At 47.5% G+C, this 12,069-nt stretch carries 11 protein-coding genes; 2 read left to right on the top strand and 9 right to left on the bottom strand.

The features are described 5' to 3' along the window. Positions 1-50: 50 nt before the first annotated feature. The 6 genes from thrS to menB form a co-directional block, all read right to left on the bottom strand. Complete coding sequence (gene thrS, locus ASG33_RS17060) at positions 51-1,994, bottom strand: threonine--tRNA ligase (RefSeq protein ID WP_056287774.1); 1,944 nt, start codon at positions 1,992-1,994, stop codon at positions 51-53. A gap of 60 nt (positions 1,995-2,054) precedes the next feature. Beyond that, entirely contained in the window at positions 2,055-3,254 is a 1,200-nt protein-coding gene (locus ASG33_RS17065; RefSeq protein WP_056287776.1) for a lipopolysaccharide assembly protein LapB, read from the bottom strand. 75 nt (positions 3,255-3,329) lie between these two features. Further along, entirely contained in the window at positions 3,330-4,217 is an 888-nt protein-coding gene (locus ASG33_RS17070) for a class I SAM-dependent methyltransferase (protein WP_056287778.1), read from the bottom strand. 223 nt (positions 4,218-4,440) lie between these two features. Further along, complete coding sequence (locus ASG33_RS17075; protein ID WP_229238690.1) at positions 4,441-5,991, bottom strand: hypothetical protein; 1,551 nt, start codon at positions 5,989-5,991, stop codon at positions 4,441-4,443. A 10-nt stretch (positions 5,992-6,001) separates the two neighbouring features. Then, positions 6,002-6,415 (bottom strand): EVE domain-containing protein, encoded by a 414-nt coding sequence (locus tag ASG33_RS17080; RefSeq protein WP_056287782.1) that lies wholly within the window; start codon positions 6,413-6,415, stop codon positions 6,002-6,004. 44 nt (positions 6,416-6,459) lie between these two features. Then, positions 6,460-7,284: a 1,4-dihydroxy-2-naphthoyl-CoA synthase gene (gene menB / locus ASG33_RS17085; RefSeq protein ID WP_056287785.1), complete on the bottom strand. Its 825-nt coding sequence runs from the start codon at positions 7,282-7,284 to the stop codon at positions 6,460-6,462. A gap of 118 nt (positions 7,285-7,402) precedes the next feature. Between menB and ASG33_RS17090 the strand changes: the two genes are divergently transcribed. Then, the gene (locus ASG33_RS17090; RefSeq protein WP_056287787.1) at positions 7,403-8,455 is read left to right on the top strand and encodes an AMP-binding protein; all 1,053 of its coding nucleotides are present in this window, start codon (positions 7,403-7,405) and stop codon (positions 8,453-8,455) included. Continuing rightward, positions 8,456-9,235: a hypothetical protein gene (locus ASG33_RS17095; protein ID WP_056287788.1), complete on the top strand. Its 780-nt coding sequence runs from the start codon at positions 8,456-8,458 to the stop codon at positions 9,233-9,235. It begins immediately after the preceding gene. Between the two features lie 7 nt (positions 9,236-9,242). Here ASG33_RS17095 and ASG33_RS17100 read toward each other — a convergent pair whose 3' ends face one another. The 3 genes from ASG33_RS17100 to ASG33_RS17110 form a co-directional block, all read right to left on the bottom strand. Further along, positions 9,243-10,298, bottom strand: coding sequence for a helix-turn-helix transcriptional regulator (locus ASG33_RS17100; RefSeq protein ID WP_056287790.1), 1,056 nt, complete (start codon positions 10,296-10,298; stop codon positions 9,243-9,245). A 133-nt stretch (positions 10,299-10,431) separates the two neighbouring features. Next, on the bottom strand, positions 10,432-11,313 hold the full coding sequence (locus tag ASG33_RS17105) for a bifunctional 5,10-methylenetetrahydrofolate dehydrogenase/5,10-methenyltetrahydrofolate cyclohydrolase (RefSeq protein WP_056287792.1): 882 nt from the start codon (positions 11,311-11,313) through the stop codon (positions 10,432-10,434). Between the two features lie 3 nt (positions 11,314-11,316). Next, positions 11,317-12,009: an NAD-dependent deacylase gene (locus tag ASG33_RS17110; RefSeq protein ID WP_056288608.1), complete on the bottom strand. Its 693-nt coding sequence runs from the start codon at positions 12,007-12,009 to the stop codon at positions 11,317-11,319. Positions 12,010-12,069: the final 60 nt, after the last annotated feature.

Genomic DNA, 12,069 nt, shown 5'->3' on the forward strand with positions numbered 1-12,069 from the left:
ACAAAAATAGTGCCTTCCTGAATGAATTATACTAAAAATTCCGAAAAACATCAAATCAGTGCTGCTTCTTTCTTGAAATAGCTGGCAAATTCGTCCACTGTCATGCTTCCAAGGTCGCCTTCACCTTTCCGGCGGACTGAAATTTTCCCATCTGCCATTTCTTTTTCACCCACAATCAGCATGAATGGAACCTTGGTAACTTCCGCATCGCGGATTTTTCTGCCGATCTTCTCGTCACGGTGGTCTACAAACCCGCGGATATCATTGTCTTGCAATTTGAAAAATACCTCCTCAGCATAATCGGCAAACTTTTCTGAGATCGGCAAGATCGCTATCTGATCAGGAGATAACCAAAGCGGGAACTGTCCCGCCGTGTTTTCGATCAGGATTGCTATGAACCTTTCCATTGACCCGAAAGGAGCACGGTGGATCATTACTGGCTGGTGCTTCTGGTTGTCAGATCCGGTATATTCCAGTCCGAAACGTTTTGGCATCTGATAATCGACCTGGATTGTACCCAGCTGCCACTTTCTGCCCAATGCATCGCGTACCATAAAGTCCAGCTTCGGCCCGTAGAATGCAGCTTCGCCTAGTTCGGTCACGGTACTGAGCCCTCGCTCCTGCGCAGCCTCAACAATCGCATTTTCAGCACGTTCCCAATCTTCGTCTTTTCCGATATATTTTACCTTGTCTTTAGGGTCGCGCAACGAAACCTGTGCACTGTAATCCTCGAAACCAAGCGATTTGAAAACATATAATACCAGGTCGATCACACGGATAAACTCTTCTTTCACCTGATCGGGACGGCAGAAAATGTGCGCGTCATCCTGCGTAAAGCCACGCACGCGCGTCAGTCCGTGCAGCTCGCCGCTTTGTTCGTAACGATATACAGTTCCAAACTCCGAGAATCGCAGTGGCAGGTCTTTGTAGGAGCGAGGTGAGGTTTTGTATATCTCACAGTGGTGCGGACAGTTCATTGGTTTCAGCAGATACTCTTCACCCAAATTTGGTGTTTTGATCGGCTGGAATGAATCTTTCCCGTATTTGTCCCAGTGCCCGGAGGTAACATACAGTTCCTTGCTGCCGATGTTGGGCGTAATTACAGGAAGGTAACCTGCGCGCGACTGTGCCTTGCTCAGGAAAGATTGAAGCCGCTCACGCAGCATCGCGCCTTTCGGAAGCCACAATGGCAAGCCCTGGCCCACTTTCTCGGAAAAGGCAAATAGTTCAAGCTCCTTGCCCAGTCTGCGGTGATCGCGTTTTTTTGCTTCTTCCATTAACGTTACATACTCTTCCAGCTCTTTTTGCTTTGGAAAAGTAATCCCGTAAATGCGGGTAAGCATTTTGTTGTCCTGCTTATTGCGCCAGTATGCGCCGGCAATGTTGGTCAGCTTGGCTGCTTTGATAAAGCCGGTATTCGGAATATGCGGCCCGCGGCATAAATCGGTAAAGCCGCCTTGTTCATATAAAGTAATGGAACCATCTTCGAGACCGTCGATCAGTTCCAGCTTGTATTCATCTCCTTTTTTGGTAAAATATTCCACCGCCTCTGCTTTGCTGATAGGCTTGCGGACATACTCATTTTTCTGGCGCGCCAGTTCCAGCATTTTAGCCTCGATCTTTGGAAAATCTTCCTGGGAAATCGACTGTTCGCCCAGATCCACATCGTAGTAAAAGCCCTTTTCAATGGAAGGCCCGGTACCGAACTTAATGCCGGGATACAATGCTTCCAATGCCTCGGCAAGTAAGTGCGCAGATGAATGCCAGAATGTAGATTTGCCGTCCTCGTCGTTCCACGTCAACAATTTCACCAGCGAATCTTCCGTGATCTGGCGGGTAGGATCCCACACTTCATTGTTCACTTTCGCCGCGATTACATTGCGCGCAAGTCCTTCACTGATGCTAAGTGCGATTTCGAGGGCAGTAACTCCTTTCGGGTAAAATCTTTCACTACCGTCTGGCAGGGTAATTTTTACTTGAGACTCGTCTTTCATTCAAAAATCTATTCTGTGGATTTAATTCAAAGGTTTTTCGGCAAGCGGTAAAATACAAAGCTATTCAATTTTAGCTTTTCGTGTTGAGTCAACGCGGATATTTGTAGTACCGCGCGGTTGCAGTACATTGATCTTTACACGGGCAGTATCAAGCAGCTTGTAACCCGATCCTGCATTTTCCTGAGGATAATACGAATCGTAGCTCCCCTCGCTCTCACGCAGCCTGATCCTGTAAAGACCATAACGCGCATCCTGATCTCCCGGACTCAACGCCAATGCAGTGGTATAGTATTCCCGCGCCCTTTCGTAGTCAAAGCTCTTTTCGTAGCATAACCCGATCAAATTGTTGATCTCTTTGGACTGTGGTTTCTTTTTCAAAAGCTTGTTCAATGCAGGCAGTGCTTTATTATAATGCCGCAGCTGAATGCTGGTATTCGCTACCTGCCAGAGCGCATCTTCATAATCCGGACTGAGGCTTACCGCTTTCTGAAAGCTGATCAATGCAGTATCGGGTCTGGCCAGTGCCATGAAAATCTCCCCTTGTTCAAAATACAGGGTAGGATCAGCAGGAAAGCGTTTGATTGCTTTGTCATTCACTACCAGCGCTTTATCGATGTTTTTTAGTTTACGTAAAATAAGGATATTCTGCTGGTAAGCACGAAGCAGTCTCGGGTTAACGTTGATTGCGTAATCCAGGCTCGCCAGACTAGCCAGCGAATCGCCCTGACGCGCCTGCAACATACCTTTTACATAATAGGCAGAACCATCATAAGGCGCCATTTTCAAGGCTTGGTTCAGATAGCTGACCGATTCGCCGAAGCGATTTTTTGCTTGTAAAATGTCGGCGAGCAACACGTAAAGTTCAGGGCTGCTTTGCTGCAATGCCTCTGCGCGCTGCGCATCTTCCAGCGCATTGTCGATCTTGCCGAGCTCCCGGTTTATTTTTCCCCGCAACAGAAAGTAATCACTTACATTATCCTGCTCGTAAATAGATTCATTGATATCGTCCAGCGCCTCGGTGTACTGCTCCCGGTCGAAGTAGATCCTGGCTCTTTTGAAATAATTCACATCAGAATCTATACCCCGGTTGATCAGTTCGGTTAAGGAAAGTAATGCGTCATTCTGCCACTGCGCGTGCGATTTTTTTACTACCGGCGGAATACGCGTAGCATTCCTGGCGTCGCTCTGGCAGGATTGCAGCAAGCCGGTGAAAGCGATCGAAAAGAAGGCTAGAAGGTAGTTCAAAAAAGGTAATCTCATACAAGCAAAAGTGTGTAATACCACGCATTGCAGTGCAGCAGGGTATTATACAAAATTGGAAAATCTTCCCGTCTTTCAATCATTTTGGTCGGAGAATCGGGAAAATACACCAAGCGGCAGCTTTTTACCAAATGAATCGGGAATGAACAATTCACCAAACTCATGCTTTATATCTGTTCCAAAATGCGCTTTGATCAGGTTTTCGACGATCAAAGCCGAGAAGCCGAGCGAGTAGAGATTAATGATAAAGAAGAAATGCTCTTTCTTTAAAAGCAATGCAGAAAGCCGCAGGATTTCATTCAGGCTTTCTTCCAATAACCATTTCTCACCGTCAGGGCCGCGACCATATGCAGGCGGATCGAGAATGATCCCATTATACTGGTTGCCACGGCGTACTTCGCGCTGTACAAACTTCATCGCGTCTTCTACTACCCAGCGAATGTTATCAAGTCCGCTCAGCTGCATATTTTCTCGGGACCAGCTGATTACCTGTTTCACGGAATCAACATGGGTTACATCTGCGCCCGCAGCTTTGGCGGCGAGTGAAGCAATGCCGGTATAGGCAAACAGGTTAAGTACATTCGGCTTTTCTTCCGGAATCTGTTTCAGCTTTTTGGAGATATAATCCCAATTGGTAGCCTGCTCTGGGAATACACCCACGTGCTTGAAAGAAGATAATGCAAGCTTACTCCGCAGGTGAAGGGATTTAGTGCGGTATTGGAATACCCATTTCTCCGGCATATCTCCTTTTGTGACCCACTGGCCTTTTTCCTGCGAATTCTTGTCCTTTTTAAAAACCGCATTGGATCGATCTTCCCATTCACTTTCAGGCAGCGACTTATCCCAGATTGCCTGCGGTTCAGGCCGGGTTAATATGTAAGGTCCAAATCGTTCAAGCTTCTCAAAGCCACCAGTATCGATTAGCTGGTAGTCAGTATGTTGGTCTGGTGTAAGTAGGATCACGTGTATTGGATTTGCTTGTATTTGTTATTGTACTTGTTCTTGGATATGTTGTTGTTGTATTCGTACTTGTCCGTTGGCTGAAGCCGACGGGAATGTATTTTTTTGGCGCGTATCGAAATCTATGTCGGCCATGCCGACATATCCATTTCCGTTGGCTTCAGCCAACGGAAGAAGGGGCGGCGGGATTACATTTCATTTGCCAGATATAGCGGAAAATAGCTCTTCAATATGCGACTTTGTTTAAATAAAACACATTTCTTCTTCCTCTCGTCTGCGGATCGCCGGCTGCATTGATGATTCTCTGTTCGCCCCATGCCAGGTAGAAGTTGTTATACCAGTAATCAATATCATCGGTACTGGTTTTACGGACCTTGTCGCCTTCCACATTGGTTTCGTTCGGGATAATATGGTCGCTGTCGATTACCTGGTTACCCTTGATAATTTTGCTCCTGATCGCACCATTGTGGCTGTAAACGAGCCGGGAGTTTCCATTTGGGAAGGATTGTACACGGATCTTTTCGCGCAGGTCCATGCTTTTTACATGATCGAAATTGATGCTGTTGTCCCAGACAAGGTTTCCATTCTGGTCAATATCCGTAACAATGGCGTGGGTGTAGGTGAAACCGTCGAAAACCTGCTGATTGTAGCCGCGACCTCCGTACATAGGGTTCCACAGGTAAGGATTATAAAGGCCCATTCCAAAAGGATAGCCAAAACCTCCATAACCAAACCCGCCCATCATATTGTTATTATTATACCTGTATTCAGGATAAAATGCCTCTGCGACAAGCAGATAATGGTTGTCTTTGGGAACAATATCATGCACCAGAAGCCGATAGTTGAGTTTCAGATCGTCGCCACTTTCTTTCTTTTTCCTGATACGCCTTTCAATTTTTTCCTGCTGGCGCTCATTCATGAAATTGAAGAAGTTCTTGAAGTCGGTAAAACTGTGGTATTTGGTAAAAACGGTCTCTTCACCCACAATTTTACTGATATACAATCCCTGCGAAGCCGCAGTGGAGCTGCTTTGCATATTGCGGTATCCGTAAGTACCTATGATAATCCGGACGGAATCATTCAAAACCTGTAAACGGCCGCTCAGCAGCGAGAAATCATCCTCGGGATCTACCGAAACCTGCGTGTACAATTCACCAGTTTCTTCATAGGACCGCGCTACGATTTTGGTCTGCCGCCCCTTTTTTACTGCAAAACATACATTTACCAAATGGTGTGCCGTATCTACCTCCACCGTCTGGATCGCATTGGAGCCTTTGATCGCCGAAGGCAAAACCTTCGTCTGCGCTGTCGTGAGCTGCGTGTAAATCAGTACCGGTTCGTTGCGCACCATTCCTGCCATAAAAACGGAGTAGCCCAATGTTTTGAAGTCTGTTATCTCAAAACGGTCGAGCGTGTTGATCGTGAAAGTTTCCACAAAGCCGGGACCCACATTCACTTTCACGATCTGATACAGCGAGCTCCGGTACTTGCTGAAAAGCAAAAACACAGCCTGTCCGTCGTAAGAAGACGTTACATAATCAAGATTAGATTCAATGGGCCCGTCAATGGACCAGACTCTTTCCAGATTCGCATCAAACTTCTGTACATTGAATGTACCACGGTCCGGCTTGGAAATCAGGAGCACGCCCTTTTCTCCCAGCGGAACCGTCTGGTATGCAGTGTTGCCGGATAGTGGCAGCTCAATCCGCTTCACGCTCTGCGCGGCGGCCTGCACATATATCAATGCAAGAACGAACAGGAAAAATGTCGTTTTCAATCCTCGGTTTCTATTTAGAATCATGGGCTAGTCCGACAATAACGTCAAATTCTTCTGGCCGAACTGGTACAACAGACAATCTTGACAACTTCACCAATGCCATTTCTTTCAAACGTTGGTCTGCCTTGATCTGCGCCAGTGTCACTGTGTTCGGGAATTTTTCAACCGGAACTACATTCACTACTACCCAGTTGCCTTCTTTGGCAGTAGGATCAGGGTAATGTTCTTTCGAAACTTCCACCAGGCCCACTACTTCCTTGCCTTCATTGCTGTGGTAAAAGAGCACCTGATCCCCTTTTTTCATGGCCATCAGGTTATTGCGTGCGGCATAATTACGAACACCGTCCCACATTCCTTCCTTTTCCTTCACAAGTTGGTCCCAGGAATAAGCGCTGGGTTCAGATTTTACAAGCCAGTAATTCATGTTCGTCTCTTAGGTTCTTAACGGGATAAATGGGTGGATACAGATCAGGGAAACTTAGGATACTTGCTGAAATCAGGTTTTCTCTTTTCAAGAAACGATTTCTGACCTTCCTTAGCTTCCTCGCTGAGGTAGTACAGTAGCGTTGCATTCCCCGCAAGCTCCTGGATCCCGGCTTGTCCATCCAGCTCTGCATTGAATGCGCTTTTCAGCATTCGTATCGATAGCGGGCTTTTCTCCTGAATTTTCTTGCACCATTCGACCGTCGTAGCTTCAAGTTCTTCAAGCGGAACAACCTTGTTCACCAACCCCATATCCAATGCTTCCTTCGCATCGTACTGATCGCAGAGGAACCATATCTCACGCGCTTTTTTCTGACCTACCACACGTGCCAAGTAAGAAGCGCCAAAGCCACCGTCGAAGCTGCCTACCTTCGGACCGGTTTGTCCGAATCGCGCATTTTCTGCTGCAATGGAAATATCGCAGATCACGTGCAGTACGTGTCCGCCGCCGATCGCCCAGCCAGCTACCATCGCGATCACCGCTTTGGGAATGGAGCGGATCATCCTTTGCAGGTCGAGTACATTCAGGCGGGGAACGTGGTCATCACCAATGTAGCCGCCGTGCCCGCGTACAGACTGGTCGCCGCCCGAGCAGAACGCTTTTCCGCCTTCGCCCGTGAGGATAATCACGTCAATCCGTGGATCCTCGCGGCAGATATGCATTGCGTCGATCATCTCTGTTACCGTGAGCGGCGTGAATGCATTGTGCTTATGGGGACGGTTAATGCTTATTTTTGCAATCCCTTCGTGAATGGTAAAAAGGATTTCCTCGTATTCTTTAATGGTTTCCCATTGAATTTGACTGGACATATCTGAAATGAAATTTTAATAAAAGAAGGCAAGAAGAATCGGAAAGAAGGATATTCTTGCACCAGAAAGTGCGAAAATACTGATTGTTTGGGTATCCTTCAAAAAGCAAACAAATAAGATGTTCCTACCAGCAGATTTTTGGGAGAGGCCGCGGCCGCAGGATGTTTACCTGGGCAAAGCACATGATTTTATGCGTCAATGGAAATCAGGAGAGACAGAATTTACCCTGCATACCTCCGGCTCAACCGGTACACCCAAGCCGATTGTTTTAACCAGAAAGCAAATGACTACCAGTGCACTGGCCACCGGAGCAGCGTTGGACCTGGGTGCCGGCACACGCGCATTGGTGTGCCTGAACATCGAGTACATTGCCGGCTTGATGATGCTCGTGCGGGGAATGGAACTGAACTGGCAACTCTGTATCATAGAGCCCGCCGCCAATCCGCTTCTGCTCACAGAAGAGGGTGCGCAGTTTGACTTCACCGCGTTAGTACCCATGCAGTTAGCGAGTATCTTCGAAAACCCCGCGACCAGTGATAAGGTAAGTAGTCTGGGTAAAATCCTCCTGGGCGGCGCGCCGGTCAATGCGGGTTTGCAAATGCAGATTGCTGCATTGGAAGTGCCCGTTTATCAAAGCTACGGGATGACGGAGACGGTCTCGCACATTGCATTGCGCCGTTTAAACTGCCCGGAAGAGGAAACCAAATATACATTCCTGCCGGGCATCGTTGCAGGTACCGATGACCGGGGATGCCTTTTTGTTTCCGGTGACGTAACAAATGGCGAGGTTGTTCAGACCAACGATCTTACAGAAATGGAAGACAATACTTTTCAATGGATCGGGCGGGCCGATAATGTGATCAACTCGGGCGGCGTGAAAATCGTACTCGATAAGATAGACGCCGTAGTGGCAGCTGCATTTGCCAGTCTGGAAGTCGCAAATGCCCATTTTACCTGGTGGCAGCCTGATCAGAAATTGGGGCAAAAACTGGTGCTGGTCATAGAAGGTGAATTGCAATTTGTCAGCGAAAACACCATAATGGAAGAAATAAGGAAGCAGGTTTCCGCTTATGAAACTCCGAAACATACTTACTTTGTACAACAATTTACGAAAACACCTACCGGCAAGGTTGACAAACGCCGGTCTTTTTCAACTGTCTCAGCATCTTAAATGGATAAAAATCTTCAAATACCAGGACTGTACATTATCAGGTACGAAACCGCCGACGTGGTACCCGCTCCTTTTTCGCATTACTATGCTTTAAAACTGCATATCGTATCAGAAACAAAGCTCGATGTCGATTTTGAGCTCCGGTACACAGATCGCGACGAGATCTCGGAAGACGAAATTTACGACGAGGGGTTTACCACCGACGATGATTATAAATGGAGGGGAAATGTTCCGGTAATCTGGTTGAAAGAGTTTGAGGAAATTTTCACGAGTTCCAAAACAATCCGTAAACGTGAAGAAAACGAGTACGAGGACTTCGTCGAGATTGAGCTGGAAGAAAATGAAAAGCGGGTGACCATTTACCCTGTTGACAAGGAGCGTTGGTCTTACTTCTTACAGGAAATGATGCAGGCGATCTTCGAAGCCAGTGGCCGCGAAAAGCCTTTTGAACTTACATACCTCGAAATAGACGGCGATCATAAAAGCCGCATTGACCTGAAAGCATCGTTTGCTAACAAAGCATTTACAATTAGCAAAGACAGCGGCGCTGCTCACCCGCTTGAATGGGACCAGCTTCAAAAAATAATGGATACTGTGTACCGCGCGGAATTTGTTGCTGACAATGCATCGGAGTCAAAGCCTTCGAAAAGAGGCAAGTACCTCACAGCCGGCGACGGTTTGTGGTATCAAATGGGCGTAGCTGTTTTGGAAACTACTTCGAAAAGCAGGGATCTTGAAAAGATAGATGCGCTGTTTAGCACACTGGCAAGCAAAATTTAGTGTATTGCTAAATGTCCTGCTGGCGGTATTGACTAAGTTCCAGCTGGAGTTCGTCGACAAGCTGCGAAATGCGTTCGAGCGAAGGCTGTGGTGCCGGGATTTGCAGACTGACAAACGCCTTTATTTCCCAAACTTCCAGTACATCCTGTAACGGGATTTCAAGCTCAGGAGCTGCTCCATTGTCAGAAGTCAGCAACAGGTAGCCGGACGTTTTTACATGATTGAATGCAGTACGACAGATAATACCGGCACTTTTTAGCACGAAAACGTACTGCATTCCATCGTGAATATCATACCAGTTCCGCACGAAGGTACCGATCAGTAATGCACCAGGGTAAGTGTAATCCGCACCTGCCTCGAATGCACGATAGTAGCCTGTTGGTAAATTGGGCAACTGAAAAGAAGGCAGATTGGTCAGATAGGCGGGATTCTGAAAATTGGCTAGATAATGCTGCTGCATATTCAAAGCAATCCACTGCACATTCTGGTAGATGTTCGGCCGCTCTTCGGGCTGCGCATTAAATTGACCGGTCTGGAATTGATTGTTAAATACAGGCAGCTGATTAGCAGGCGCGCTGTTGAAAGCGGGCTGCGGTTCCGGTTGCTTGTAGTGCATGTTACGCGCAGGCTGCTGCGGTGGAGCTTCTCCGCTGATTGGTTTCAGGTTAACCTGCCGGGATACCATCCGCAAAGGCTGTTCGGGCTGCTGAAATTGTTCTATTACTTTGGCCAGAGGCTGCGGTTCTGCATAAGTGGCAGCGCGTTGCTGAGCAGGCGGAGTTACATTGCCTGAATGCGAGACCGTCATAGGTTTGGACTGTGCAAGTGGCAACGACATATCCGGTGTTTCCCTTAGTTTTCTCAGATCGTTTTTTAGCAAGTTGTCGACCGTAATGCCAAAGGAAGCTGCAATATTTTTCAGATTAGTCAAATTCGGATTGGCGCGGGCTTCTTCATATGCGCCCAGCAATGATCTTTTGATGGCGATTTTGCGCGCAAATTGTTCCTGCGTCAGTCCGTTAAGTCTGCGTAGATATTTGATGTTGTTGCTTACAATGCTCATAATCCCTGCTTTGAAATCTGCTACTAATTGACAAATCTTTTAGCAAAAAACAAAAAGCACAACAAAAAACCGGATAATGCAGCGTGCGGGACGCATTCATTATCCGGTTCAAAAAATAGTTATGTGAAATCGATCAGGAATAGATCTCCTTTTTCGCAGCTTTGAATGTATTGGTCAGCAAGCCGCAGATCGTCATCAATCCTACACCGCCTGGTACCGGCGTAATGTAGCTGGCTTTGGGCGCCACATCGTTGAAATCCACGTCGCCTTTAATCGAGTATCCGCTTTTCTTGGCAGGGTCCACTACGCGGGTAATGCCCACGTCTATAACTACTGCACCTTCCTTCACATAGTCCGCTTTGATAAAGTCGGCTCTTCCAAGTGCAGCGATCAGGATATCTGCGCTTTGGCAGATCTCTTTCAAATTCTGCGTTTTGCTGTGCGTGATAGTCACAGTACAGTTTCCGGGATAGCTGTTTCGCTGCATCAGGATGCTCATCGGCAAACCCACGATCTGGCTGCGGCCAACTACCACGCAATGCTTTCCGCTTGTTTCGATGCCGGCGCGGATGATCATTTCAAGTATACCGAAAGGTGTTGCCGAAATGTACGCAGGAAGTCCCTTGCACATTTTGCCGACATTGACCGGATGAAAACCATCTACATCTTTGGCCGGGTCTACCGCTTCCATTACCGTGTTTTCCGAGATATGCGCGGGCAATGGGAGTTGCACGATAAATCCGTCCACATCGGGATCGTTGTTGAGCGACGCTACCGCCTCCAGCAACTCTGCTTCCGAAATGGTGGGTTCGAAGCGCAGGAGGGTAGAAGAGAAGCCGATTTCTTCGCAGCTTCTGATTTTGGAGGCCACGTAAGTTTCGCTTGCGCCGTCAGTTCCTACGAGTATAGCAGCTAAATGGGGCTTTTTGCCGCCACCGGCCACCCACTTTTCTACTTCTTCTTTGATTTCAGCTTTGATTTGGGAGGAAATAGCCTTCCCGTCAAGTAATTGCATTCGCTATTGATCTGATAATAAATATTGCTTTGTCAAAACTTCCATTCCCGTTGAAGCCTTTTCCTGAATGAAAAACATGTTCGGTTTCAGTCGGATATCCGGCTGGGCAGGATCAATGATGTAAATGGGCTGACCAGGCCGCACGTAATGTACCAGGCCAGCGGCTGGGTACACAGCCAGCGAAGTCCCGATTACCAGGAAAATGTCCGCAGTCTCGGTCACATCGATTGCTTTCTCCATCATCGGTACCTCTTCGCCAAACCATACAATATGCGGACGAAGCTGACTTCCGAGTTCGCATAAATCGCCGGTCTTCAATTCCCAGGAATCCATCTGGTAAACCAGCTCAGGATTTTTGGTACTGCGCGATTTGAACAACTCTCCATGTAAATGGATCACATTCGAGGAGCCCGCCACCTCATGTAGGTTATCTACATTCTGGGTGATAATGCTGACGTCGAAATGCTTTTCAAGCTCAACCAATGCATAATGCGCCGCATTCGGCTTCACTTCGTACGCCTGCTTTCTGCGCTGGTTATAAAAATCCAGCACCAGTTCCTGGTTTCTTGACCAGGCTTCGGGCGTGGCTACATCTTCAATCCGATAGTTGTCCCACAAGCCGCCATTGTCGCGGAAGGTACTGATACCGCTTTCTGCACTGATTCCCGCTCCGGAGAGTACTACTAGCTTTTTCATTCTTTTGGCGGTTTTAATGTGTGTTTTGTTTTGCCACGAATGCACGAATGGACACGAATG

Origin of the sequence: Dyadobacter sp. Leaf189, from assembly GCF_001424405.1 — a bacterium.
Lineage (GTDB): Bacteria > Bacteroidota > Bacteroidia > Cytophagales > Spirosomataceae > Dyadobacter.

What these genes read in the sequence shown, in the direction of transcription:
- ASG33_RS17065 (WP_056287776.1), bottom strand. Translation starts at nt 3,254, where the DNA reads ATGAGATTACCTTTTTTGAACTACCTTCTAGCCTTCTTTTCGATCGCT.
- ASG33_RS17090 (WP_056287787.1), top strand. Translation starts at nt 7,403, where the DNA reads ATGTTCCTACCAGCAGATTTTTGGGAGAGGCCGCGGCCGCAGGATGTT.
- ASG33_RS17080 (WP_056287782.1), bottom strand. Translation starts at nt 6,415, where the DNA reads ATGAATTACTGGCTTGTAAAATCTGAACCCAGCGCTTATTCCTGGGAC.
- ASG33_RS17110 (WP_056288608.1), bottom strand. Translation starts at nt 12,009, where the DNA reads ATGAAAAAGCTAGTAGTACTCTCCGGAGCGGGAATCAGTGCAGAAAGC.
- thrS (WP_056287774.1), bottom strand. Translation starts at nt 1,994, where the DNA reads ATGAAAGACGAGTCTCAAGTAAAAATTACCCTGCCAGACGGTAGTGAA.
- ASG33_RS17100 (WP_056287790.1), bottom strand. Translation starts at nt 10,298, where the DNA reads ATGAGCATTGTAAGCAACAACATCAAATATCTACGCAGACTTAACGGA.
- ASG33_RS17105 (WP_056287792.1), bottom strand. Translation starts at nt 11,313, where the DNA reads ATGCAATTACTTGACGGGAAGGCTATTTCCTCCCAAATCAAAGCTGAA.
- menB (WP_056287785.1), bottom strand. Translation starts at nt 7,284, where the DNA reads ATGTCCAGTCAAATTCAATGGGAAACCATTAAAGAATACGAGGAAATC.
- ASG33_RS17095 (WP_056287788.1), top strand. Translation starts at nt 8,456, where the DNA reads ATGGATAAAAATCTTCAAATACCAGGACTGTACATTATCAGGTACGAA.